This window comes from Pseudomonas sp. K2I15 (assembly GCF_002204795.1).
Taxonomy (GTDB): domain Bacteria; phylum Pseudomonadota; class Gammaproteobacteria; order Pseudomonadales; family Pseudomonadaceae; genus Aquipseudomonas.
Genome location: NZ_NIXO01000009.1, coordinates 116,441 through 139,890 on the forward strand (window position 1 = coordinate 116,441; position 23,450 = coordinate 139,890).

At 61.5% G+C, this 23,450-nt stretch carries 22 protein-coding genes; 15 read left to right on the forward strand and 7 right to left on the reverse strand.

What is annotated here, in order from left to right; genetic code table 11:
- The first annotated feature begins 59 nt into the window (after positions 1–59).
- The 10 genes from CEC48_RS08725 to trpE all read left to right on the forward strand — a co-directional run bounded on the left by CEC48_RS08725 (position 60) and on the right by trpE (position 12,229).
- On the forward strand, positions 60–2,447 hold the full coding sequence (locus tag CEC48_RS08725; RefSeq protein ID WP_088423368.1) for a PAS domain S-box protein: 2,388 nt from the start codon (positions 60–62) through the stop codon (positions 2,445–2,447).
- Positions 2,448–2,472: 25 nt separating this feature from the next.
- A complete protein-coding gene (locus CEC48_RS08730; RefSeq protein ID WP_060541622.1) occupies positions 2,473–3,102 on the forward strand; it encodes a response regulator transcription factor in 630 nt (209 codons plus the stop codon).
- Between the two features lie 214 nt (positions 3,103–3,316).
- Positions 3,317–4,429, forward strand: coding sequence for an ABC transporter ATP-binding protein (locus CEC48_RS08735; protein ID WP_088423369.1), 1,113 nt, complete (start codon positions 3,317–3,319; stop codon positions 4,427–4,429).
- A 43-nt stretch (positions 4,430–4,472) separates the two neighbouring features.
- Positions 4,473–5,513 (forward strand): ABC transporter substrate-binding protein, encoded by a 1,041-nt coding sequence (locus CEC48_RS08740; protein WP_088423370.1) that lies wholly within the window; start codon positions 4,473–4,475, stop codon positions 5,511–5,513.
- 173 nt (positions 5,514–5,686) lie between these two features.
- On the forward strand, positions 5,687–6,919 hold the full coding sequence (locus tag CEC48_RS08745; protein ID WP_088423371.1) for an ABC transporter permease: 1,233 nt from the start codon (positions 5,687–5,689) through the stop codon (positions 6,917–6,919).
- Between the two features lie 13 nt (positions 6,920–6,932).
- Complete coding sequence (locus tag CEC48_RS08750; RefSeq protein ID WP_003210970.1) at positions 6,933–7,757, forward strand: ABC transporter permease; 825 nt, start codon at positions 6,933–6,935, stop codon at positions 7,755–7,757.
- A 199-nt stretch (positions 7,758–7,956) separates the two neighbouring features.
- Positions 7,957–9,105, forward strand: a complete 1,149-nt coding sequence (locus tag CEC48_RS08755; RefSeq protein WP_088423372.1) for an iron-containing alcohol dehydrogenase — start codon at positions 7,957–7,959, stop codon at positions 9,103–9,105.
- Positions 9,106–9,189: 84 nt separating this feature from the next.
- A complete protein-coding gene (gene rpe / locus CEC48_RS08760) occupies positions 9,190–9,864 on the forward strand; it encodes a ribulose-phosphate 3-epimerase (RefSeq protein ID WP_088423373.1) in 675 nt (224 codons plus the stop codon).
- The gene (locus CEC48_RS08765; RefSeq protein WP_088423374.1) at positions 9,861–10,679 is read left to right on the forward strand and encodes a phosphoglycolate phosphatase; all 819 of its coding nucleotides are present in this window, start codon (positions 9,861–9,863) and stop codon (positions 10,677–10,679) included. The genes rpe and CEC48_RS08765 overlap by 4 nt, the downstream gene beginning before the upstream one ends.
- 68 nt (positions 10,680–10,747) lie before the next feature.
- Positions 10,748–12,229: an anthranilate synthase component I gene (gene trpE / locus CEC48_RS08770; RefSeq protein ID WP_088423375.1), complete on the forward strand. Its 1,482-nt coding sequence runs from the start codon at positions 10,748–10,750 to the stop codon at positions 12,227–12,229.
- A 139-nt stretch (positions 12,230–12,368) separates the two neighbouring features.
- On the opposite strand, the gene estP is transcribed toward trpE, so the two are convergent.
- The gene (estP, locus tag CEC48_RS08775) at positions 12,369–14,291 is read right to left on the reverse strand and encodes an esterase EstP (RefSeq protein WP_088423376.1); all 1,923 of its coding nucleotides are present in this window, start codon (positions 14,289–14,291) and stop codon (positions 12,369–12,371) included.
- Between the two features lie 411 nt (positions 14,292–14,702).
- Here estP and CEC48_RS08780 point away from each other — a divergent pair, with 411 nt between their 5' ends.
- The 4 genes from CEC48_RS08780 to CEC48_RS08795 are packed head-to-tail and all read left to right on the forward strand — an operon-like array spanning position 14,703 to position 17,886.
- Positions 14,703–15,296: an aminodeoxychorismate/anthranilate synthase component II gene (locus tag CEC48_RS08780; protein WP_088423377.1), complete on the forward strand. Its 594-nt coding sequence runs from the start codon at positions 14,703–14,705 to the stop codon at positions 15,294–15,296.
- 9 nt (positions 15,297–15,305) lie between these two features.
- Positions 15,306–16,355: an anthranilate phosphoribosyltransferase gene (gene trpD, locus CEC48_RS08785; protein WP_088423378.1), complete on the forward strand. Its 1,050-nt coding sequence runs from the start codon at positions 15,306–15,308 to the stop codon at positions 16,353–16,355.
- Positions 16,352–17,188, forward strand: coding sequence for an indole-3-glycerol phosphate synthase TrpC (gene trpC, locus CEC48_RS08790; protein ID WP_088423379.1), 837 nt, complete (start codon positions 16,352–16,354; stop codon positions 17,186–17,188). The genes trpD and trpC overlap by 4 nt, the downstream gene beginning before the upstream one ends.
- Positions 17,188–17,886: a lipoate--protein ligase family protein gene (locus CEC48_RS08795; protein ID WP_176438692.1), complete on the forward strand. Its 699-nt coding sequence runs from the start codon at positions 17,188–17,190 to the stop codon at positions 17,884–17,886. The genes trpC and CEC48_RS08795 overlap by 1 nt, the downstream gene beginning before the upstream one ends.
- Here the strand turns inward: CEC48_RS08795 and crp are convergent.
- Complete coding sequence (gene crp, locus CEC48_RS08800; protein WP_088423381.1) at positions 17,883–18,527, reverse strand: cAMP-activated global transcriptional regulator CRP; 645 nt, start codon at positions 18,525–18,527, stop codon at positions 17,883–17,885. The genes CEC48_RS08795 and crp overlap by 4 nt on opposite strands.
- A 250-nt stretch (positions 18,528–18,777) precedes the next feature.
- Here crp and CEC48_RS08805 point away from each other — a divergent pair, with 250 nt between their 5' ends.
- The gene (locus tag CEC48_RS08805) at positions 18,778–19,200 is read left to right on the forward strand and encodes an OsmC family protein (protein ID WP_088423382.1); all 423 of its coding nucleotides are present in this window, start codon (positions 18,778–18,780) and stop codon (positions 19,198–19,200) included.
- A gap of 167 nt (positions 19,201–19,367) precedes the next feature.
- On the opposite strand, the gene coq7 is transcribed toward CEC48_RS08805, so the two are convergent.
- The 5 genes from coq7 to CEC48_RS08830 all read right to left on the reverse strand — a co-directional run bounded on the left by coq7 (position 19,368) and on the right by CEC48_RS08830 (position 23,429).
- Positions 19,368–20,015 carry a 2-polyprenyl-3-methyl-6-methoxy-1,4-benzoquinone monooxygenase gene (gene coq7 / locus CEC48_RS08810; RefSeq protein ID WP_010167223.1) on the reverse strand — a complete coding sequence of 216 codons (648 nt, stop codon included), beginning with the start codon at positions 20,013–20,015 and terminating at the stop codon, positions 19,368–19,370.
- A 180-nt stretch (positions 20,016–20,195) separates the two neighbouring features.
- Entirely contained in the window at positions 20,196–20,534 is a 339-nt protein-coding gene (locus CEC48_RS08815; protein ID WP_003210943.1) for a histidine triad nucleotide-binding protein, read from the reverse strand.
- Between the two features lie 46 nt (positions 20,535–20,580).
- Positions 20,581–21,369: an SDR family oxidoreductase gene (locus tag CEC48_RS08820; protein ID WP_088423383.1), complete on the reverse strand. Its 789-nt coding sequence runs from the start codon at positions 21,367–21,369 to the stop codon at positions 20,581–20,583.
- 62 nt (positions 21,370–21,431) lie between these two features.
- Positions 21,432–22,397, reverse strand: a complete 966-nt coding sequence (locus CEC48_RS08825) for a DUF805 domain-containing protein (protein ID WP_088423384.1) — start codon at positions 22,395–22,397, stop codon at positions 21,432–21,434.
- Between the two features lie 63 nt (positions 22,398–22,460).
- A complete protein-coding gene (locus tag CEC48_RS08830) occupies positions 22,461–23,429 on the reverse strand; it encodes a nitronate monooxygenase family protein (RefSeq protein WP_088423385.1) in 969 nt (322 codons plus the stop codon).
- Positions 23,430–23,450: the final 21 nt, after the last annotated feature.

The following is a 23,450-nucleotide window of genomic DNA, read 5'->3' on the forward strand; positions in this document are numbered from 1 at the left end:
AGTGATTCCGGCAGCCTAATGGGTTGGTCAGTATTTGTCAGTGATATGAGACGTGGATCATGGGTTTTCGCTACCTGCTGTTTATCGGCTGTTTATGCTTTCCCTTGATTGCGGGTGCGGTGCCTGCGCCTGCCGTTCACCAGGCGCAGCTCGACGCCGGCCAGCGTGAATGGCTGGGCCAGCACCCAGACCTGCGGGTCGGACTGGTGTTGCAGGCGCCGTATGCCCAATACGATCGACGTTTGCAGCGGCTGTCCGGGGCCAACGTCGAGTTGATGCAATGGCTGGCCAAGGCGCTGAACATCGAGCTGACCTGGCGCAACTTCCCCAATCAGGAACAGCTGGAAGCGGCGGTGCGTGATGGCGAGGTCGACCTCGCCCCGGGGCTGCAACAAACCCCGGCCGGCCTGCGGCTGTGGCTTTTCTCCGACCCGTACATGCGCGTGCCGCAGCATATCGTCGGGGTCCGCGACGGCGGCACGTCGGTAGACCTGGAAAAACTCGACGACCAATCCCGCGTCGCCGTGCGCATGCCCAGCGCGGTGGCCGATTATCTGCGCAGCACCTACCCGAGCCTCAACCTGCAAGGCGTGCCCATGGAACGCCAGGCCCTGCAACTGCTGGTGAGCCAACAGGCACGGTATGCGGTGGTGGACGAGGCGCAATTGAGCCGCTTGTCTGGCGAAACCGAGTTCGCCGGCCTCGCCGTGGTGGGCGATATCGGCCTGCCGCAATTGCTGCGGGTGGCGACGCGGCGCGATTGGCCGCAGCTGGCCGACATCATGCAAAGCGCCTTGCGTACCATCCCCGCCCGCGACCTGGACCAATTGCACGCACGTTGGCTGCAACCCAAATACCCGCGGGTGACCGAGTCTCCCGGCTTCTGGCAAAACCTCACGTTGCTTCTGGTCCTTTTCTTATTGGCCAGTCTGGCGGTGGTGTTCTGGCAGCGCCGCCAGCAACGAGGCCTGGAACACAACCTGCTGGCCGCCCGGGAAGAAAGCGCCGCCCGCGCCGCCGGTGCTGAAGCCTTGCGCCTGACCCAGTTCTCTATCGACCAAAGCACTGTCGGCATCCTGTGGGTCAATTGGGACAGCCATGTGCGCTACGCCAACCTGGCGGCAGAAACCATGCTCGGCTACGCCCCCGGCGCGCTGATCGAACGCCCGCTGATCGAGTTTGATCCGACGCTGACCATGGACCGCTGGCTTAACCTGTGGAAACGCGCCCGCGCCAGCGAAGACGGGCCGCAGAGTTTTGCGACCAATTGCCTGCGCGCCGATGGCAGTGTGTTGCCGGCCGATGTGTCCCTGAGTTTCCTGCGCTTCGCCGACGGCGAATACCTGGTGGTCTACCTCAACGACGTCACCGAGCGTCGCCGGGCCCTGGCGGCCTTGCAGGAAAGTGAAGCGCGCCTGCAAGGGATCGCGGCCAACGTGCCGGGGCTGGTGTTTCGCCTGGAGCGCTTGCCGCGCAGCGAGGCGATCGAGTTCGCGTATATCAGCCAGGGCAGCGAGGGGCTGGTGGGTTACGCCCCGGAAGTGCTCAGCCATCCGGCCATGGGCATTCGCAGCCTGGTGCACCCCGATGATCGCGCCAGTTATCACCGCACCCAGGACCAGGCCATCGAGACCGAGAGCAACTGGGCCTGGCAGGGCCGCATCCTCACCCGCCAGGGCGAGCAGCGCTGGGCCGATATCAAGGCCGTGACCCGGCGCCTGGAAGACGGCGCCGTGGTCTGGGACGGGATTGTCTGGGACATCAGCGAGAGCAAGCGCATCGAGCTGGAGTTGGACGCCTCCCGCGCGCAACTGCGGGAATTGTCCGCCCACCTGGAAACCGTGCGTGAGGAAGAGAAGGCGCGCATCGCCCGCGAAGTGCACGACGAGTTGGGGCAGATGCTCACCGTACTCAAGCTGGAAACCTCGATGTGCGAGCTGAGCTACGCGCAACTCGATCCCGGCCTGCACGAGCGGCTGAACAGCATGAAGCGCCTGATCTCCCAGCTGTTCCAACTGGTGCGCGACGTGGCCACTGCCCTGCGCCCGCCGATTCTCGATGCCGGGATTGCCTCGGCGATTGAATGGCAGGCCCGGCGTTTCGAAGCCCGCACCCAGATTCCCTGCCTGGTGCAGGTGCCGGATAACCTGCCGGCGCTGAGCGACGCCAAGGCCATCGGCCTGTTCCGCATCCTGCAGGAGGCGCTGACCAATGTGATGCGCCATGCCCAGGCGCATACTGTAGAGCTGACGCTGGTGGTGGAGGGCACGCACTTGCGGCTGACCATCAGCGACGATGGCGCAGGTTTTGTCCAGGCCCCCGGGCGCCCGGTGTCGTTTGGCCTGGTGGGCATGCGCGAGCGGGTGTTGATCATGGGCGGGCAACTGAGCCTGGACAGCGAATTGGGCGAGGGCACCACCCTGAGTGTGACGGTGCCGCTGGATTGATAACCAAAAGAAGAGGACATCCACAGTGATCCGTGTACTGGTAGCCGAAGACCACACCATCGTTCGCGAGGGCATCAAGCAACTGATCGGCCTGGCCAAGGACCTGCTGGTGGTGGGCGAGGCGAGCAATGGCGAGCAGTTGCTGGAAACCCTTCGTCACGTGCCCTGCGAAGTGGTGTTGCTGGACATCTCGATGCCCGGGGTCAATGGCCTGGAAGCCATTCCGCGGATTCGTGCGCTGAACAATCCACCGGCGATCCTGGTGCTGTCGATGCACGACGAAGCGCAAATGGCCGCCCGTGCGCTGAAGGTCGGTGCTGCCGGCTATGCCACCAAGGACAGTGACCCGGCCCTGCTGCTGACCGCCATTCGCAAGGTTGCGGCGGGTGGGCGCTATATCGACCCGGACCTGGCAGACCGAATGGTCTTTGAAGTCGGCCTCACCGACTCCCGGCCGCTGCACTCGCTGTTGTCGGAGCGCGAGTTCTCGGTGTTCGAGCGCCTGGCCCAGGGCGCCAACGTCAACGACATCGCCCAGCAGTTGGCGTTGAGCAGCAAAACCATCAGCACCCACAAGGCGCGGCTGATGCAAAAGCTCAATATCACCTCCCTGGCGGATCTGGTGAAGTACGCCATGGAACACAAGCTTTTATAACGGCATATCTATTTGCGACCACCGCGCGCGCCCGGCAAGCCCATTCCTGCCACCTGTAGCGGCCTCACTGTTCTGTGACCGCCACCCGTGTAGGGCGATCCCTACCCCAAACCTTCCATCCCGCTGATGCCAATCTCTCCGGGCTCCCGATTTCCGGGGGCTTGCGGCTGGACTACGCTTGTTCCATGGCAGTCCAAAACAGAAAGGTGCGGGTATGAGCGAGGCGGATTCAAATGATGTGCTGGTCAGCTTTCGTGGCGTGCAAAAGAGCTACGACGGCGAGAACCTGATCGTCAAAGACCTCAACCTGGAAATTCGCAAGGGCGAGTTCCTGACCTTGCTCGGGCCGTCCGGGTCGGGCAAGACCACCAGCCTGATGATGCTCGCCGGGTTTGAAACTCCCACCGCCGGCGAGATCCAACTGGCCGGCCGCTCCATCAACAACGTGCCACCCCACAAGCGCGACATCGGCATGGTGTTCCAGAACTATGCGCTGTTCCCGCACATGACCGTCTCCGAGAACCTGGCGTTTCCGCTCTCGGTGCGTGGGTTGAGCAAGACCGACATCAGCGAGCGGGTAAAGCGCGTGCTGAGCATGGTGCAGCTTGATGCCTTCGCCCAGCGTTACCCGGCGCAACTTTCCGGCGGCCAGCAACAGCGTGTGGCCCTGGCCCGTGCGTTGGTGTTCGAACCGCAACTGGTGCTGATGGACGAACCCCTCGGCGCCCTCGACAAGCAACTGCGTGAACACATGCAGATGGAGATCAAGCACTTGCACCAACGCCTCGGCGTCACCGTGGTGTACGTGACCCATGACCAGGGCGAAGCGCTGACCATGTCCGACCGGGTGGCGGTATTCCACCAAGGCGAGATCCAGCAGATCGCCGCGCCGCGTACTTTGTACGAAGAGCCGAAAAATACGTTCGTCGCCAACTTCATCGGCGAGAACAACCGTCTCAATGGCCGCCTGCACAGCCACACCGGCGACCGCTGCGTGGTCGAGCTGGCGCGCGGTGAAAAGGTCGAGGCGCTGGCGGTAAACGTCGGCCAGGTCGGCGGCCCGGTAACCCTGTCGGTGCGCCCCGAGCGCGTCAGCCTCAACGGCTCCAGTGAGAGCTGCGTCAACCGCTTCTCCGGGCGGGTGGCGGAATTCATCTACCTGGGCGACCACGTGCGCGTGCGCCTGGAAGTCTGCGGCAAGACCGATTTTTTTGTGAAACAACCGATCGCCGAGCTGGACACAGCCCTGGCGGTCGGCGACGTGGTACCGATTGGCTGGCAAGTCGAGCACGTTCGCGCACTCGACCCACTTCTAGAGGCGAATTGATCGCCCCCTTGCTTCACCAACCTCGCACGTGGAGAGAACAACAATGTTGAGATCCCTGAAATATTCGGCCCTGGCGTTGAGCTTGATGGGCGCGACACAGGCCATGGCAGGCCCTGATTTGACGGTCGTGTCCTTTGGTGGCGCGAACAAGGCGGCGCAGGTCAAGGCCTTCTACGCACCGTGGGAAAGCGCAGGCAACGGCAAGATCGTCGCTGGCGAATACAACGGTGAAATGGCCAAGGTCAAGGCCATGGTCGACACCAAGAGCGTGTCCTGGGACCTGGTGGAAGTGGAATCGCCGGAGCTGTCCCGTGGCTGCGACGAAGACATGTTCGAACCACTGGACCCGAAACTGTTCGGCAACCCGGGCGACTACGTCAAAGGCGCGATCCAGCCGTGCGGTGTGGGCTTCTTCGTGTGGTCCACCGTGCTGGCCTACAACGCCGACAAACTGAAAGCCGCACCTGGTGGCTGGGCAGATTTCTGGGATACCAAGAAATTCCCGGGCAAACGCGGGCTGCGCAAGGGCGCCAAGTACACCCTGGAATTCGCCTTGATGGCTGACGGTGTGGCACCGAAGGACGTCTACAAAGTGCTGGCCGGCAAAGATGGCCAGGACCGTGCGTTCAAGAAACTCGATGAGCTCAAGCCGTACATCCAGTGGTGGGAAGCGGGCGCCCAGCCGCCGCAATACCTCGCCTCGGGTGACGTGGTCATGAGTTCTGCCTACAACGGCCGGATCGCCGCCGTGCAGAAAGAAAGCAACCTGAAAGTGGTGTGGAACGGCGGGATCTACGATTTTGACGCCTGGGCCATTCCAAAAGGCCTGGCCAAGGATCGCGCTGAAGCAGCGAAGAAATTCATCGCCTTCTCGGTGCAGCCGCAGCAGCAGAAGACCTACTCGGAAAACATCGCCTACGGCCCCGCCAATACCCAGGCCGTACCGTTGCTGGCCAAGGACATCCTGAAGGACATGCCGACTACCCCGGAAAATATCGCCAACCAGGTGCAGATCGACGTGAGCTTCTGGGCGGATAACGGTGAGCAACTGGAGCAGCGCTTTAACGCGTGGGCGGCCAAGTAACCCGGTCGCTGATGTGACACCAACCTTGTGGCGAGGGAGCTTGCTCCCGCTGGACTGCGCAGCAGTCCCATCTTTTGGGGGCGCTTCGCACCCCAGCGGGAGCAAGCTCCCTCGCCACAGGACAAGCGCTACACCCACGTTTTGCATTTATGTTTAAGAATCCGGAGTTCGCCATGGCCATCGCCATTCCCAGCCCCACCCTGAAACAGCGCCTGGCGCGTGCCGAGCGGCTCAACCGCTGGAAGGCCCAGGCCTTGATCGCGCCATTGGTGGTGTTTTTGCTGCTGGTGTTCCTGGTGCCGATTGTGGCGCTGTTGTACAAAAGCGTCGGCAACCCGGAAGTGGTGGGCGGCTTGCCGCGCACGGTGGTGGCGGTGACGGCCTGGGACGGTCGTGGCCTGCCCGGCGAACCGGTCTACCAGGCGATCAGTGAAGACCTGGGCGAAGCCCGGAAGAACTCGACCCTGGGCGATCTCTCAAAACGCTTGAACATGGAACTGGCGGGCTATCGCAGCCTGCTGACGAAAACCGCGCGGGCGCTGCCGTTTACCGAAGCGCCTGCCTCCTATAAAGAAGCGCTGGAAAACCTCGACGAACGCTGGGGTGACCCGGCGTACTGGCAGGCGATCCGGCGCAACACCAGCAGCCTCACGCCGTACTACTTGCTGGCGGCCGTCGATCACCGTATCGACGACCTCGGCGAAGTTGCCCCGGCCACTCCGGACCAGGCGATCTACCTCGATATCTTCGCCCGTACGTTCTGGATGGGCCTGGTCATCACGGTGTTTTGCCTGCTGCTGGCGTATCCGCTGGCGTACCTGCTGGCCAACTTGCCGGCGCGGCAAAGCAACCTGCTGATGATCCTGGTCTTGCTGCCGTTCTGGACCTCGGTGCTGGTGCGGGTGGCGGCCTGGATCGTGTTGCTGCAGTCCGGCGGCTTGATCAACAGTGCGCTGATGGGCATGGGCCTGATCGATAAACCCGTGGAGCTGGTGTTCAACCGGCTTGGGGTCTACATCTCCATGGTGCACATCCTGCTGCCGTTCATGATTCTGCCGATCTACAGCGTGATGAAAGGCATCTCGCCGACCTATATGCGGGCGGCGATTTCCCTGGGCTGCCACCCGTTCGCCAGCTTCTGGCGCGTGTACTTCCCACAGACTTACGCAGGCGTTGGCGCCGGCTGCCTGTTGGTGTTCATTTTGGCGATCGGCTACTACATCACCCCGGCATTGCTGGGCAGCCCGAACGATCAGATGGTCAGCTACTTCGTGGCGTTCTACACCAACACCAGCATTAACTGGGGCATGGCCACGGCCTTGGGCGGCTTGCTGCTGCTGGCCACGGTGGTGCTGTACCTGATCTACAACTGGCTGGTGGGCGCCAGCCGCCTGCGCCTGAGCTAAGGAGACCGTTGCGATGCTGAGCCCTTATATGTCGCCCGTGGAGCGGGTCTGGTTCTACAGCTTGCGGATTCTCTGCGGCCTGATCCTGTTGTTCCTGATCTTGCCGGTGCTGGTGATCATCCCGCTGTCGTTCAACAGTGGAAGTTTCCTGGTGTACCCGCTGCAAGGTTTCTCGCTGCACTGGTACCAGGACTTCTTCGGTTCGGCGGAATGGATGCGCGCCTTGAAGAACAGCATCATTGTCGCCCCGGCGGCGACGGTGCTGGCGATGGTTTTCGGCACGTTGGCCGCGATTGGCCTGACCCGCGGTCATTTCCCTGGCAAGGCGCTGGTGATGGCCCTGGTGATTTCGCCGATGGTGGTGCCGGTGGTGATTATCGGCGTGGCCAGTTACCTGTTCTTCGCGCCGCTGGGCCTGGGCAACAGTTTCTTCTCACTGATCGTGGTGCACGCAGTGTTGGGCGTGCCGTTTGTGATCATCACCGTGTCGGCCACCTTGCAAGGCTTCAACCATAACCTGGTGCGGGCGGCGGCGAGCCTTGGAGCGTCGCCGTTGACCGCGTTTCGCCGGGTGACCTTGCCGCTGATTGCGCCGGGGGTGATTTCCGGTGCGCTGTTTGCCTTTGCTACCTCGTTTGATGAAGTGGTGGTGACGCTGTTCCTCGCCGGGCCCGAGCAAGCGACCTTGCCACGGCAGATGTTCAGCGGCATCCGCGAAAACCTCAGCCCCACCATTGCCGCAGCGGCGACCTTGCTGATCGCCTTCTCGGTGGTGCTGTTGCTGACCCTGGAATGGCTGCGCGGGCGCAGCGAGAAACTGCGCACCGCCCAGGTCTAAAGACCGAATCGAGATCAAGTGTGGGAGCGGGCTTGCTCGCGAATGCGGTGGATCAGTCGATACATGTGCTGACTGGCTCACCGCATTCGCGAGCCAGCCTGCTCCGACATTTTTGATCGCATTCAGCCCATGAATGGCAGACAACCTCAAATTCCAAGCTACTCTTGTGCCAGCCCATAACTGATAAGAGGCCGCGCACATGAGTACTTCCTCATTCAAGATCGCCCACAAACTGCTCACCGGCCAAGGTGCCATCGAGCAACTGGCCGCCGAACTGACGCGGCTGGATGTCGACAACCCGTTGATTGTCACCGACGCGGCGCTGGTCAAATCCGGCACTGTGGCGCTGGCGCTGGCGCACCTGGGCGAACGTACCTACGAAATTTTCGACCGCGTGCTGCCCGACCCGGAAATCGCCATCGTCGAAGACTGCATGCGCGTTTACCGCGAAGGCGGGCATGACGGCCTGATCGGCCTCGGCGGCGGCAGTGCCATCGACATCGCCAAGAGCGTGGCGGCCTACGCCGGTTACCACGGCGCCCTGGCCGACCTGTTCGGCGTTGACCAGGTGCCACGCAAAGGTCCGCCGCTGATCGCCATCCCCACCACTGCAGGCACCGGTTCGGAAGTGACCAATGTGGCGATTCTGTCGGACAAGGTCGCGCAACTGAAAAAAGGCATCGTCAGCGATTACCTGTTGCCGGACGTGGCTCTGATCAGCCCGCAAATGACCCTGACCTGCCCCCGCAGCGTCACCGCCGCCAGTGGTGTGGATGCACTGGTGCACGCCATCGAGTCCTACCTGTCGCTGAATGCCTCGCCGATCACCGATGCGCTGGCGCTCGGCGCAATCAAGCTGATCGCCAAGGCGTTGCCCAAGGCCTACGCCAACCCGGCCAACCTTGAGGCCCGCGACGATATGGCCACCGCCAGCCTGATGGCCGGGATGGCATTCGGCAATGCCGGCGTGGGCGCGGTGCATGCGTTGGCGTACCCGCTGGGCGGGCGCTTCGGCATCGCCCATGGCGTGAGTAATGCCTTGCTGCTGCCTTACGTGATGCACTGGAACAAGCTGGCGTGCGTGGAGCGCATGCAGGAGATTGCCCAGGCGATGGGCGTGAATGTCAGCGGGCTGAGTGCGGTGGATGCGGCTGATCAAGCGGTCGATGCGATGACGCGACTGTGTGCCGCAGTCGAGATCCCGTCGGGCCTGCGCAGCTTCGGTGTGCCCGAAGACGCCATCCCCGCCATGGCGATAGAGGCGGCGGGGATCGAGCGCCTGATGCGCAACAATCCGCGCAAGCTCAGTGCCGCCGATATCGAGAAAATCTACCGGGCCGCTTACTAACCATTGAGCGAGGTCACGGTGCGCGCGGTAAAGCATGAGGTATACAATGCGCGCCATCGTGATTTAGCTCAAAAAAGGTGCGTCATGCAGCCCTTCGTCATTGCTCCATCGATTCTCTCCGCCGACTTCGCCCGCCTGGGTGAGGAAGTGGACAACGTGTTGGCCGCCGGTGCCGACTTCGTTCACTTCGATGTCATGGACAACCACTATGTGCCGAACCTGACCATTGGCCCGATGGTCTGCGCCGCCCTGCGTAAGTACGGCGTGACCGCGCCCATCGATGCGCACTTGATGGTCAGCCCGGTAGACCGCATCGTCGGTGACTTCATCGAAGCCGGCGCGACCTACATCACCTTCCACCCGGAAGCCACGTTGCACGTCGACCGTTCCCTGCAACTGATCCGCGAAGGCGGTTGCAAGGCGGGCCTGGTGTTCAACCCGGCCACCCCGCTGAGCGTGCTTGAGTACGTGATGGACAAGGTCGACATGGTGCTGCTGATGAGCGTCAACCCAGGCTTCGGCGGCCAGAAGTTCATCCCCGGCACCCTCGACAAGCTGCGCCAGGCGCGCGCGCTGATCGATGCGTCGGGCCGTGATATCCGCCTGGAGATCGACGGCGGCGTCAACGTCAACAACATCCGTGAAATCGCGGCGGCCGGTGCCGACACCTTTGTGGCCGGCTCGGCGATTTTCAACGCGCCGGACTATCAGGAAGTGATCGCCAAAATGCGTGCAGAACTGGCGCTGGCGCGTCCATGAGCGGCTTTGAGCAACTGTTCCCCGGCAAACTGCCACGGCTGGTGATGTTCGACCTGGACGGTACATTGGTCGATTCGGTGCCGGACCTGGCCGCCGCCGTGGACCAGATGCTGCTCAAGCTCGGTCGCAAGCCGGCGGGTGTCGAGTCGGTGCGCGAGTGGGTCGGCAACGGTGTGCAGATGCTGGTACGCCGGGCCCTGGCCAACAACATCGACGCCGAAGGTGTCGATGAGGTGGAGGCTGAGCATGCGCTTGAGCTGTTCAACGTGGCCTATGAAAACAGCCATGAGCTGACCGTGGTGTATCCCGGCGTGCGCGACACGCTCAAGTGGCTGCACAAGCAGGGCGTGGAAATGGCCCTGATCACCAACAAGCCGGAGCGCTTCGTCGCGCCGCTGTTGGACCAGATGAAGATCGGCCGTTATTTCCGCTGGATCATCGGTGGCGATACCTTGCCGCAGAAGAAGCCCGACCCGGCGGCACTGTTCTTCGTGATGAAAATGGCCAATATCCCGGCGTCCCAGTCGCTGTTTGTCGGCGATTCGCGCAGTGATGTGCTGGCGGCGAAGGCGGCGGGGGTCAAGTGCGTGGCCTTGAGTTACGGCTACAACCATGGCCGGCCGATTGCCGAAGAATCCCCGGCGCTGGTGATTGATGACCTGCGCCTGTTAATCCCCGGTTGCTTGGGAGCGGGCGCTGAGATAACGTTGCCCGACGCTGTTCCATCCCCTTCTGGAAATCCCATCGTGGTGGTCACTCGCAAACTCTGGATGAAAGTCATCAAGGCCCTGGCCCGCTGGCGTTGGCGCGCCTGACTGATCCCCGCCGCGCTGCGGCACGTTTGCACACCTGACCGTTAGACCCTCAAGCCACGAGGCACCTCATGATCCGCGAAGAATTCCTGCGTTTGGCCGCTGCCGGCTACAACCGTATCCCGATGGCCTGCGAAACCCTGGCCGACTTTGACACCCCACTGTCGATCTACCTGAAACTGGCCGACGAACCCAACTCCTATCTGCTGGAGTCGGTGCAGGGCGGCGAGAAATGGGGCCGTTACTCGATCATCGGCCTGCCGTGCCGCACGGTGCTGCGCGTACATGATCACCATGTGAGCATCACCCTGGACGGCGTCGAGATCGAAAGCCACGACGTTGAGGACCCGCTGGCCTTCGTCGAAGCGTTCAAGGCTCGCTACAACGTGCCGACCATCGCCGGCCTGCCGCGATTTAACGGCGGCCTGGTGGGTTACTTCGGCTACGACTGCGTGCGCTACGTGGAAAAACGCCTGGGCAAATCCCCGAACCCCGATCCGTTGGGCGTTCCGGACATTCTGCTGATGGTTTCCGACGCGGTGGTGGTGTTCGACAACCTTGCGGGCAAGATGCACGCGATTGTGTTGGCTGATCCTTCCCAGGCCGATGCCTTCGAGCAAGGCCAGGCCAGCCTCGAAGCCCTGCTGGAAAAACTGCGCCAGCCGATCACTCCGCGTCGTGGCCTGGACCTCAGCCGTCCGCCTGCCGCTGACCCGGTGTTCCGCTCCAGCTTTACCCAGGATGACTACGAACGTGCGGTCGATACCATCAAGGAATACATCCTGGCGGGTGACTGCATGCAGGTGGTGCCGTCGCAACGCATGTCCATCGACTTCAAGGCCGCGCCGATCGATTTGTACCGCGCGCTGCGCTGCTTCAACCCGACGCCGTACATGTACTTCTTCAACTTTGGCGACTTCCACGTAGTGGGCAGTTCGCCAGAAGTGCTGGTGCGGGTCGAAGACAACCTGATCACCGTGCGCCCGATTGCCGGCACGCGCCCTCGCGGTGCGACCGAAGAGGCCGACCTGGCACTGGAACAGGACTTGCTGAGCGACGACAAGGAAATTGCCGAGCACTTGATGCTGATCGACCTGGGCCGCAACGACACCGGGCGTGTCTCGGAAATCGGTTCGGTGAAGCTCACCGAGAAGATGGTGATCGAGCGTTATTCCAACGTGATGCACATCGTGTCCAACGTTACCGGCGAGCTGAAGGCCGGGTTGACCGCGATGGATGCACTGCGGGCGATCCTGCCGGCGGGCACGTTGTCGGGCGCGCCGAAGATTCGTGCGATGGAGATCATCGACGAACTGGAGCCGGTGAAGCGTGGTGTGTATGGCGGCGCGGTCGGGTATTTCGCCTGGAACGGCAATATGGACACCGCGATTGCGATCCGTACGGCGGTGATCAAGGACGGCGAACTGCATGTGCAGGCAGGCGGCGGGATTGTGGCCGACTCGGTGCCGGCCCTGGAATGGGAAGAGACGCTGAACAAGCGCCGGGCGATGTTCCGGGCTGTGGCGCTGGCTGAGCAAACCCCGCAGGGCTGAAGTTAGACGAAGATCAAAAATGTGGGAGCGGGCTTGCTCGCGAATGCGGTGTGACAGTCACCTGATGTATTGACTGATCCACTGCATTCGCGAGCAAGCCCGCTCCCACATTTGTTTTTGTGCAATCTTCAAGTTCGGGTCAGAAATCCATACTCACCCCGACACTGACCCCTTGCTGGGTCAGATTGTCATCCTTCCTCACGTTATACGCGGCGCTCAACACCAGCTCCTTGGTCAATCGCTGACTGACTCCCAGATTCAGTCGATCCGAGTTGGTGCGCGGTGTGTAGCCGTCCAGTTTGAAATTGATCCCCTGCACGCTGTTAAGTGACATGCCCACCCGCTGGGTGTCGTTTTCAAACTCATGCTCGTGGGCGACCTCGCCAAACACCTGGGTCTGCGGCGTGACGCGATAGCTGCCTTGCAACCCCACGCCCAGGCGTTTGGAGTCTCGCTGTTGATCGTCAAACGTCAGCGCGGTGGAGCGGGCGTCTTTCTCCGAGTAGCCGTTCACTTCTACCCGCGCATAGTCGGCGCTCACGAACGGTGACAGGTGCCAGTCGCTGCCCGGCTGGGCGATGTCATACCCCACGCGGCCACTCAAGGCCCACAGCCAGCCGTCAGTGTCGCCTTTCTCGGTACCTTCGCTGACACCCAGGGCGAACTTGCGCTTGAGGTTGTCGAAGTCCAGCTTGCCGCCGGTCAACGCGGCATCGGCCCACCAATGGTTCTGTTGGTACTGGGCGAAGGCCGTGCCCATGTAACTGTTGAGCTTGTAGTCCGAATCGCTGGCGCCGACCTCAAGACTCTGGCGATAGAAGCCTGCTGCCACACCCACGCGCCATTCGTCGTTGAGCCTGTAGCTGCCGCCGATGTTCAGGTTGTAGCCGCTGCCGTCACCGCTGGCCGAGCTGTTTTGGTCATCGAAGTCCAGGTGCTGGCCGCCCGCGGCGACGATCGCTCGCCATTGGCCTACGGGCTGCCAGTTGCCGGAGTCGGCTTGCCACTGGTTGCGCAATTCATCCTGGTGGGCGCGCAAGGTGCCCTGGGCCATTTCCGGAAGCAGGGTTATTTCCCAAGGGGCGGCGAGCAGCGAATAGGCGTAGTCGGCGATCAGTTGCTGGCCGGCTTCGGTGGGGTGGACCGTGTCGTTGTAAATCAGCTTGGTCGGGTCCGGGTTGGTTCCGCCGACGCCATACACGGGGTTCCTGCAGGTGGTGCCGCTAAAGCAGGTCTGGTTGAGGTTCTGGTCTGTGGCAAAACCAAAGCGCCCGGGATCGGCAAAGGTTTCCTGGAGCAGCAGCGGAATGTTCAGCGGGATGATCTGCGCATCGATTTGCGACAGGCGCTGTACCAGGGTCTGGTTGAAGACGCCGGCCAAGGCGCTGACGGCCCCTTGGAGCGGCGTGCCATTTACGGCAGGTGTCAGGCCCAGGTCCGGCAGCATCCACACCATCACATAACGGGCGCCAGCTTGTTGCAGAGCCTGGGCGCTGTTGGCCAGGCGCCCGGCTGCGGCCGAGGCCTGATCGGGGCTGAGGACCAGGCCGTCGAGGAAGTCATTACCGCCGCCGGAGAGAAAGTACAACGCGTTGGGGTCGGCTCGGCCACCCGTTGATGCGAGGTATCCGGGGCGTGTGCGCAACACTTGCCCAGTGTCGCTATCGGTGACGGTGGAGTTACCGGTGATGGCATCGTAGATCTGTTGAGTGGTGTAGCCACCGACGGCCCAGTTATTGCCGTCTGCCTGGCCCAGCGCGGCGCGTTCCGGCGAGGTGGAGGCATTCAGATCGCCCGAGGCAACCCCCAGCTTGCCGCCCAATAGTGTCGAGGAAATCAGCGAAGTGCTTTCGCCACTGCCGTCGAAGTATTGGGGGCCAGTGCGGTTGGTGAACCGATAGGTTGAGCCCGGTGCGCCAGGGTCGGCAAATGTCCCGGCATCGGCCAGGCTGTCGCCGAAGACGATCATGGTCGAGTAGGGTGAGGGGGCGGCGAAGGCTTGCGAGCAGGCCAGGGTTAACAGGCAGCCGAGGAGTGGAGCGAAGTAAGGCTTCTTGGTCATGAATCCGTCCATGATTTTATTTTTTTGTCAGCACTGTGACTGTAGCGGGCTCCCAAGGGTTCTGAAAAATTGACGCCAATTATCGGACGGGCAGTTTCCCCCGTATTTGCGGCGCCATATTGCACCGCTGGCGAGGCTACGTTACTGTGCCTGAACGTATGAATGAGACCCTCCCCGTGTTGATCATCAGCAAACTCTTGATGCGAGTAGTCAAGGCACACGCCCGTTGGCGTTGGCGCGCCTAACTTTTCTCTACCGGCCACGCCGGACCTGTACCGATTTGCCTTCTTCACCCTCTGTTCGACGCCCCTTGCCGGCCAACTCCGGCAACCGGAACGTGCGTCTGGCAGCGGGTCACTCCCTTGGAAGGCCGTCATTAGAAGTCAGTGAATTCAAGAGGTTTTAACCCACATGTTGCTGATGATTGATAACTACGACTCCTTTACCTACAACGTTGTGCAGTACCTGGGCGAACTCGGCGCCGAGGTCAAGGTGGTGCGCAACGACGAATTGACCGTGGCGCAAATCGCCGCGTTGAACCCTGAACGCATCGTCGTTTCCCCAGGCCCGTGCACCCCGACTGAAGCGGGCATCTCCCTCGAAGCCATCCAGTATTTCGCCGGCAAACTGCCGATCCTGGGTGTATGCCTGGGCCATCAGTCCATCGGCCAGGCGTTCGGCGGCGACGTGGTTCGCGCCCGCCAGGTGATGCACGGCAAGACCAGCCCGGTATTCCATAATGACCTGGGCGTATTCCACGGTTTGAACCTGCCGGTGACGGTGACCCGTTACCACTCGCTGGTGGTCAAGCGTGAAACGCTGCCCGAGTGCCTTGAGCTGACGGCCTGGACCCAGCTGGAAGACGGCTCTGTCGACGAGATCATGGGCCTGCGTCACAAGACATTGAACGTCGAAGGGGTGCAATTTCACCCGGAATCGATTTTGACCGAGCAGGGCTTCGAGCTGTTCGCTAACTTTCTCAAGCAGAGCGGCGGCACGCGCTAAGGACTTTTCATGGATATCAAGACTGCCCTGAGCCGTATCGTCGGCCATCTGGACCTGAGCACCGCTGAGATGAGCGATGTGATGCGCGAGATCATGACCGGTCAATGCACCGACGCACAGATTGGCGCGTTCATGATGGCCATGCGCATGAAGAGCGAGAGCATCGACGAAATCGTCGGCGCCGTGTCGGTGATGCGTGAGCTGGCGGACAAAGTCGAACTCAAGACCCTCGACGGCGTGGTCGATGTGGTCGGCACCGGCGGCGACGGTGCGAATATTTTCAACGTGTCGACGGCGGCTTCCTTTGTGGTGGCGGCTGCCGGCTGCACCGTGGCCAAACACGGTAACCGTGCGGTGTCGGGTAAAAGCGGCAGCGCCGATTTGCTGGAGGCTGCGGGCATCTACCTGAACCTGACCCCCGTACAAGTGGCGCGCTGCATCGATAACGTCGGCATCGGCTTCATGTTCGCCCAGTCCCACCATGGCGCGATGAAACACGCCGCCGGCCCGCGCAAAGAGTTGGGCTTGCGCACCCTGTTCAACATGCTCGGCCCGCTTACGAATCCGGCCGGCGTGAAACATCAGGTGGTGGGCGTGTTCAGCCAGGCGCTGTGCCGGCCATTGGTCGAAGTCTTGCAACGTCTGGGCAGCAAGCATGTGCTGGTGGTGCACTCCAAGGATGGCCTGGACGAATTCAGCCTGGCAGCACCGACCTTCGTGGCCGAGTTGAAGAACGACCAGGTCACCGAATATTGGGTCGAGCCTGAAGACCTCGGCATGAAAAGCCAGAGCCTGCATGGCCTGGCGGTGGAAAGCCCGGCGGCCTCCCTTGAATTGATTCGCGATGCCCTGGGGCGTCGCAAGACCGAAAACGGCCAGAAAGCCGCAGAAATGATTGTGCTCAATGCCGGTGCGGCGCTGTATGCCGCAGATCACGCCTACAGTCTCAAAGAGGGTGTTGCCCTCGCTCATGATGCATTGCATACCGGGCTGGCGCGCGAAAAGCTCGAAGAACTGGGTGCGTTTACTGCAGTGTTCAAAGTGGAGAATGAAGGATGAGTGTTCCGACCGTTCTGGAAAAAATCCTGGCCCGCAAGGCAGAAGAAGTCGCTGAGCGCCGTGCCCGCGTAAGCCTGGCCGAGCTGGAAGGCCTGGCGAAAACCGCCAGTGCGCCTCGTGGTTTTGCCAATGCGCTGATCAAGCAGGCCAAGGAAAAGCAGCCGGCCGTTATCGCTGAAATCAAAAAGGCTTCGCCGAGCAAGGGCGTGATTCGCGAAATCTTCATCCCTGAAGACATTGCCAAGAGCTATGAAAAGGGCGGCGCGACGTGCCTCTCTGTATTGACCGATATCGACTATTTCCAGGGTTCCGACCTGTACCTGCAGCAAGCGCGTGCTGCCTGCTCGTTGCCGGTGATCCGCAAGGACTTCATGGTCGACCCGTACCAGATCGTCGAAGCCCGTGCGTTGGGCGCCGATTGCGTGCTGCTGATCGTCTCGGCACTGGATGACGTTAAGATGGCTGAACTGGCTGCCGTGGCCAAAAGCGTGGGCCTCGACGTGCTGGTGGAAGTGCACGACGGTGATGAGTTGGAGCGCGCGCTGAAAACCCTCGACACACCGTTGGTGGGCGTCAACAACCGCAACCTGCACACCTTCGAAGTCAGCCTTGAAAACACTCTCGACCTGTTGCCGCGTATCCCGCGCGACCGGTTGGTAATCACCGAAAGTGGCATCGTCAATCGCGCCGATGTCGAGTTGATGGAAATCAGCGGCGTGTACTCGTTCCTGGTCGGCGAAACCTTCATGCGTGCCGAGAGCCCGGGGGCTGAATTACAGCGCCTGTTCTTCCCGGAGCGTGGTGTTGCCGTCAGTGGCTCGACCCTGGATTGATGATGACCCAGCCGGTGGCGATGACGATCGAGGCAGGCCTTAAGGCCGAGCAGGATTTGCTCGCTGCCGTCTGCGCCGGCGAGCAACCGTTCGGCCTGCTGTTCTGGCAGCCAAGTGATCAAGCGCTGGTGATGCCCCGCCGCCTGAGCCGGCTTGCGGCATTCGAGACGGCCAGCCAGGTGTCGGCTGACGCCGGTTGGCCGGTGTTGTTGCGGGAAACGGGCGGTGAGCCAGTTCCGCAATCGGCAGCTACCGTTAATATCGCGCTGGTCTACGCACCGCCGCGCAGTGAAGGCGACCAAGGCCGCATCGAAACCGGCTACCAGCGCTTGTGCCAGCCGATCTGCGACCTGCTGATCGAGTTGGGTGGCAATGCATCGGTGGGCGAGATCGACGGTGCTTTTTGCGACGGTCGCTACAACGTCAACCTCGATGGCCGCAAAATGGTCGGCACCGCCCAGCGCTGGCGCCAGAGTGGCGGGCGCCCGGTGGGGTTGGTGCATGGTGCGTTGCTGCTGGATGACGATCGCGTCGAGTTGATCGCCGCGGTCAATCGCTTCAATGAAGCGTGCGGCCTTGACCAACGGGTGCGTGCCGAAAGCCACATCGCCCTGCACGAAGCCTTCGCTGCGCCAGACGCGATTGCCCGGCTCGACACGTTATACCGCCAGATGCTCGCAAGCTTCCTGCCGGGTTAACGCGTACCGAACACCACCATGGTCTTGCCTTTGACATGGACCAGGCTGCGTTCTTCCAGGTCCTTGAGCACCCGGCCCACCATTTCCCTTGAGCAACCGACAATCCGGCCGATTTCCTGGCGGGTGATCTTGATCTGCATCCCGTCGGGATGGGTCATGGCGTCCGGCTGCTTGCACAGTTCCAGCAGGCAACGGGCGACTCGACCGGTGACGTCGAAGAACGCCAGGTCGCCGACTTTACGCGTGGTGTCTCTCAGGCGCTGCGCGATCTGGCCGCTCAAGGCGTACAGAATGTCGGGATCCTGCTGGGCCAATTCGCGAAACTTCGCATAGCTGATCTCGGCGACTTCGCACTCGACCTTGGCTCGCACCCAGGCGCTGCGTTCCTGTTCCTTGCCGGCTTGTTCGAACAGCCCGAGTTCACCGAAGAAATCACCGGTATTGAGGTAGGCGATGATCATTTCGCGACCATCGTCATCCTCGATCAGGATGGTGACTGAGCCCTTGATAATGAAGAACAGAGTTTCCGAGCGCTCGCCCGCGCAGATGATGTTGTGCTTGGCCGGATGGCGCCGGCGCTGACAATGCATCAATAGTTTGTCGAGGTTCTTGATTTTGGGTGTGGGAGTAATAGCAACCATGGTTGTATCCCGAAAAGACTGCACGGTGTTGTTGAGCTTGTTTTTTTATCCAGCGCGATCAACGGCTAAGCTACATCATCCAGTGGATGGCAATACGCCATTGATTTGGCGCCAGCTTAACAGACACATTCTGACTCCATTAGGGAATTTACCCGGCAAACCCTGCTGTTGATCGCTTTCATGGGAAACGCTGCCGGCCCAAAGCCCTGTGCTAAGCTGGCGACCCTTTTTTAGCAGTGGAGTCTGGGCGATGAAGGCACGCATCCAATGGGCGGGCGAAGCCATGTTCCTCGGTGAGTCGGGCAGTGGCCACGTGGTGGTCATGGACGGTCCGCCGGAGGCCGGTGGCCGCAACCTGGGCGTACGCCCGATGGAAATGCTCCTGCTTGGTGTAGGTGGTTGCAGCAATTTCGACGTGGTCAGCATCCTGAAGAAGTCCCGCCAGGCGGTGGAAAGCTGCGAAGCGTTCCTGGAAGCCGAGCGTGCGAGCGAAGACCCGAAGGTGTTTACCAAGATCCACATGCACTTTGTAGTCAAGGGCCGGGCGCTGAAAGAAGCCCAGGTCAAGCGTGCTATCGAGTTGTCGGCAGAGAAGTACTGCTCGGCCTCGATCATGCTGGGCGCCGCGGGTGTTGCCATCACTCATGATTACGAGATCATTGAGTTGGGCTGATTCTTCAATCGGCAGGCAAAAAGAAAGGGCGCTTAGAAAGCGCCCTTTTTTTGTTTTTTGTAGGAGCAAGCTTGCTCGCGATGGGCGTTAACGGTAATGCTGGCATCCTGAATGAATGCGGTGCTCTTGCGTTTTTCGCGAGCAAGCTCGCTCCTACAGGGGAGCGCTCAGATGCGGTAAGTGCTCTTGGTCATGACCTTGGCCAGCAGGCTCATGCCAAATTTCACCGGTGCCGGGAAGCGGAAGCCGCCCGCGTCCAACGCGCTTTCTGCGTGGTGTTCTTCATCAATGCGCATCTGCTCAAGAATCGCCCTGGACTTTTCGTCCTCAGCTGGCAGTTGCTCAAGGTGTTCATTGAGGTGTTTGCACACCTGATGCTCGGTGGCAGCCACAAACCCCAGGCTGACTTTGTCGCTGATCAGGCCGGCAACCGCGCCGATGCCAAACGATAAGCCGTAAAACAGCGGGTTCAACACGCTCGGGTGGCTGTTCAACTGGCGGATACGTTGTTCGCACCACGCCAAATGATCGATTTCTTCTTCGGCGGCATGCTCCATCGCGGCGCGCACTTGCGGCAGCTTGGCGGTCAGGGCCTGGCCTTGGTACAGCGCCTGGGCACAGACTTCGCCGGTATGGTTGATGCGCATCAGGCCGGCGACGTGTCGGGTCTCGGTCTCGCTCATCTGCGCTTCGGGCTGCACGATGGCGGGCGACGGACGGTGCGGCTGGCCGCTGAATGGCAACAGCGTGCGCATGGCCGTATCGGCTTGCAGCAACAGACGGTCAATCGGCGAGTAGTGACGTTGGGTAGTCATGCTGACCTCCGGGAAGAATCTCGGCGGCCAGTTTACCGCAAGAGAGGGGGAAGCGTTTGCGCTGGGTCAAATTGCTTGTGTGGCGAGGGCGCTTGCTCCCGCTGGAGTGCGCAGCGCTCCCGGTTTTATGCGGCCGCTACGCGACCGAGCGGGAGCAAGCTCCCTCGCCACAGGTAGTGCTCAGCCCGGCGGCCAGTTCATCTGGCGCTGACCCAGCACATGCATATGGATGTGATAAACGGTCTGCCCGCCGTCTTCATTGCAGTTCATCACCACACGGAAGCCCTTTTCGCAGCCTTGCTCCACCGCCAGGCGCTGGGCAGTGAACAGGATATGCCCGGCCAGTGCCTTGTCTTCCTCGGTGAGGTCGTTAAGGGTGCGGATGGGCTTTTTCGGAATCACCAGGAAATGCACGGGTGCCATTGGCGCGATGTCGTGGAAGGCCAGGACCTGATCATCCTCGTAGATGATCTTCGCGGGTATTTCTCTGTTGATGATCTTGGTGAACAGAGTATCCACAGCTGTTTCTCCATTGTGAAAGTGCAGGGTGAGTGTACTCAGGCGATCAGCGTGGGCAATAGGCCTTGTTGATCACGCCGGCGATCTTGCGGGTCAGCCAGCGCGGGCTCAGGCGTGGGCTGAACGCCAGCCAGCGGTTACGCCGGCCGGGAATGATGATGGCTTTGTTCTTGGCCAGGGCGCGTACGGTGTAGAGCGCGACTTCTTCCGGGCTCATCAGTTGTTGGCTGCGCTCCAGTTTGGCGGTGTCCATTTGCGCGGTGCCGAAGAACGCGGTGCGGGTCGGGCCGGGGCAGAGCACGGAAACCTTGATGCCGCAGGTTTTCAACTCTTCACGCAAACCTTCGGAGAAGTGCAGCACATAGGCTTTGCTGGCGTAGTAGGTGCTCATCCACGGCCCTGGCTGGAAGGCGGCAACCGACGCAACGTTGAGAATCTGCCCACCTCCGTGCAGCGCCATGGCGTTGCCGAGGGCGTGGCACATGCGGGTGAGGGCCAGGATGTTGACTTCCATCAGGTCCTGCTCGGTCATCCAGTCTTGCGCGAGGAACGGGCCACTGGTGCCGATGCCTGCGCAATTGACCAGCAGGTCGATCTGCCGCTCGCCTTCTTCCAACTCCAGCAGAAACCCGGACAGCCGCAACGGCTCGCCCAGGTCGCAGGCGCGGAACAGCACCTCGACGCCAAAGCGTTGAGTCAATTCGATTGCAATGCTTTCCAACTGATCACGCTGGCGGGCCACCAGAATCAAGCTGCGGCCGCGACGGGCCAGTGCTTCAGCCAAGGCCAGGCCGATGCCGCTGGAGGCACCGGTGATCAGAGCGTAACGGGTCATGCGTTTCTCCATCGCAACGCTACCGGGCCTGTGACAGAGGCGTCACAGGCGTCGGGCGTTTTTCACTGTTGCGTAGAGTCTACAGGTTCGGCTGTGTCGTCAGCACTTTGCACATCGACTTCATCGACGGTGGTGGCCTGGTCGCTGTCGTCATCGGAGTTGATGGAGCTGCTTTCGTAGCTGCCGCCGACCTCGCTTTCCAGTTGATCCAGGTAGCCGCTCATGCCGAGTATCACGGCGCCGGCCAATACCAGCGGAATGAATGCCAGCCACAGGGCAGACAGGACTTTTACCGCGGTGGAGTTGCGCGGTGGTGGCGCGCCGTACTGGTTGGCGCCTGTGTTGCCCGGGAGAACCATCAGCAGGATCGGGAAGATACTGCCTACGAAGGGCACCAGGTGCAGGAACCACAGCCAGCCGGACCAGCCCAGGTCATGCAGGCGCTGCACCGTGATCTGCACGCTGACCCACACAGCGGCCACGAGTACGGCAATGCCCACCAGGAAGCCAATGACCATGGCAATCGTCGGGGACACCGCGGCGATACCCAGTCCGACAGTGAAGAATACGCCTGAGATAAGGAGCATCACCACGCTCAACACCAGTGTCCACGCCAGGAAGCGCAGGCGTCCGATACGCCCGTTGACGGTGAATACTTTGAGGGTGGAAAACTCCGGCAGGTTCTCGCCAACAGCTGCCCGGGGCGGGGCGTAAGGCGAAGCGGCGGGGCGGGTGTAGTCAGTCGAGCTGCCGGAGTCCGTTTCATGGGTTTCGGCAAGGCTGAAGGCGACGGGCTGCTCTTCTTCTATGCGTGCATCGACCCCGGCGTTTTTCAACGCTTGCAGGTAGGTCTCCGCGTCGGCGCGGGAAAGGTCGCGTTTCAGGGCGACCGGGCGGCCGGTGAATAGTTTTTCGATCGCTTCAACTTCGCTTTTGAACAGCTCGGCGAGGTTCAGCTTGGCGGTGGTGCTCTCGACACCCGGGAGCAATGCGCCATCAAACACAATCTTGAAACGGTTGTCGCTCATGCGGGCATCCTTGTCACTTGAATAGGGGGAGGCCTGCTTCGATCAGCAGGCTTTTATCGCGGATCAGCGAGGCCAGCGTTCAGGCAATTGTGCCACGTGCTCGAGCGCCTTGCGGTATTCGGCATCCAGGCGGGCCACGAGTTCATCGACGCTGGGCAAATCATCAATCTCACCGACGCCCTGGCCGGCAGACCACACGGTCTTCCAGGCTTTGGCTTCGTCGTTGAGTGGCTTGAGCTTGGAGCCGAAATTGACTTCGCCCTTGCCTTGCAGCGCAGCGAGGTCGAAACCGGCGTTTTCCAGGCTCTGGCGCATAAAGCTTGCGGGCACGCCGGAGACGGCTGGAGTGTGCACGATGTCGGCGGCGCGCGATGTGAGCAGCATCTCTTTATAAGCATCCGGGGCGTGGCTTTCGGTGGTGCCGATAAAGCGGGTGCCGAAATAGGCCAGGTCTGCGCCGAGAATTTGCGCCGCGAGGATCTCGTGGCCGTGGTTGAGGCAGCCGGCGAGCAGCAGGGTTTTGTCGAAGAACTGACGGATTTCTGCAATCAGCGAGAACGGGCTCCAGGTGCCGGCGTGACCACCTGCGCCCGCTGCAACGGCGATCAAGCCATCGACGCCTGCCTCTGCGGCCTTCTCGGCATGGCGCCGGGTGGTGACATCGTGGAATACCAGGCCGCCGTAGCTGTGCACGGCGTCCACCAATTCTTTCACTGCGCCGAGGCTTGTGATGACGATCGGCACTTTGTGCTCGACGCAGATCGCCAGGTCAGCTTCCACACGCGGGTTGCTGTTGTGCACGATCAGGTTGACCGCATAGGGCGCCGGGTTGTCCAGCAGCGCCAGGCCCGCTTCGATCTCTTCCAGCCACGCCTTGAAGCCGCCGCTTTCCCGTTGATTGAGTGCCGGGAAACTGCCGACAATCCCGTTACGGCAGCAAGCCAGGACCAGTTGTGGGTTGGAAATCAGAAACATCGGCGCAGCCACGACGGGCAGGCGCAGACTGTGTTCGAGCGAAGCGGGCAGCGACATTGGAAGTACCCCGAGTAATAG

Bases quoted from the DNA above. Each gene is read 5' to 3' on its own strand.
- CEC48_RS08725 (WP_088423368.1), top strand. From the start codon at position 60: ATGGGTTTTCGCTACCTGCTGTTTATCGGCTGTTTATGCTTTCCCTTG.
- CEC48_RS08735 (WP_088423369.1), top strand. From the start codon at position 3,317: ATGAGCGAGGCGGATTCAAATGATGTGCTGGTCAGCTTTCGTGGCGTG.
- CEC48_RS08740 (WP_088423370.1), top strand. From the start codon at position 4,473: ATGTTGAGATCCCTGAAATATTCGGCCCTGGCGTTGAGCTTGATGGGC.
- CEC48_RS08745 (WP_088423371.1), top strand. From the start codon at position 5,687: ATGGCCATCGCCATTCCCAGCCCCACCCTGAAACAGCGCCTGGCGCGT.
- CEC48_RS08750 (WP_003210970.1), top strand. From the start codon at position 6,933: ATGCTGAGCCCTTATATGTCGCCCGTGGAGCGGGTCTGGTTCTACAGC.
- CEC48_RS08755 (WP_088423372.1), top strand. From the start codon at position 7,957: ATGAGTACTTCCTCATTCAAGATCGCCCACAAACTGCTCACCGGCCAA.
- rpe (WP_088423373.1), top strand. From the start codon at position 9,190: ATGCAGCCCTTCGTCATTGCTCCATCGATTCTCTCCGCCGACTTCGCC.
- CEC48_RS08765 (WP_088423374.1), top strand. From the start codon at position 9,861: ATGAGCGGCTTTGAGCAACTGTTCCCCGGCAAACTGCCACGGCTGGTG.
- trpE (WP_088423375.1), top strand. From the start codon at position 10,748: ATGATCCGCGAAGAATTCCTGCGTTTGGCCGCTGCCGGCTACAACCGT.
- estP (WP_088423376.1), bottom strand. From the start codon at position 14,291: ATGACCAAGAAGCCTTACTTCGCTCCACTCCTCGGCTGCCTGTTAACC.
- CEC48_RS08780 (WP_088423377.1), top strand. From the start codon at position 14,703: ATGTTGCTGATGATTGATAACTACGACTCCTTTACCTACAACGTTGTG.
- trpD (WP_088423378.1), top strand. From the start codon at position 15,306: ATGGATATCAAGACTGCCCTGAGCCGTATCGTCGGCCATCTGGACCTG.
- trpC (WP_088423379.1), top strand. From the start codon at position 16,352: ATGAGTGTTCCGACCGTTCTGGAAAAAATCCTGGCCCGCAAGGCAGAA.
- CEC48_RS08795 (WP_176438692.1), top strand. From the start codon at position 17,188: ATGATGACCCAGCCGGTGGCGATGACGATCGAGGCAGGCCTTAAGGCC.
- crp (WP_088423381.1), bottom strand. From the start codon at position 18,527: ATGGTTGCTATTACTCCCACACCCAAAATCAAGAACCTCGACAAACTA.
- CEC48_RS08805 (WP_088423382.1), top strand. From the start codon at position 18,778: ATGAAGGCACGCATCCAATGGGCGGGCGAAGCCATGTTCCTCGGTGAG.
- coq7 (WP_010167223.1), bottom strand. From the start codon at position 20,015: ATGACTACCCAACGTCACTACTCGCCGATTGACCGTCTGTTGCTGCAA.
- CEC48_RS08820 (WP_088423383.1), bottom strand. From the start codon at position 21,369: ATGACCCGTTACGCTCTGATCACCGGTGCCTCCAGCGGCATCGGCCTG.
- CEC48_RS08825 (WP_088423384.1), bottom strand. From the start codon at position 22,397: ATGAGCGACAACCGTTTCAAGATTGTGTTTGATGGCGCATTGCTCCCG.
- CEC48_RS08830 (WP_088423385.1), bottom strand. From the start codon at position 23,429: ATGTCGCTGCCCGCTTCGCTCGAACACAGTCTGCGCCTGCCCGTCGTG.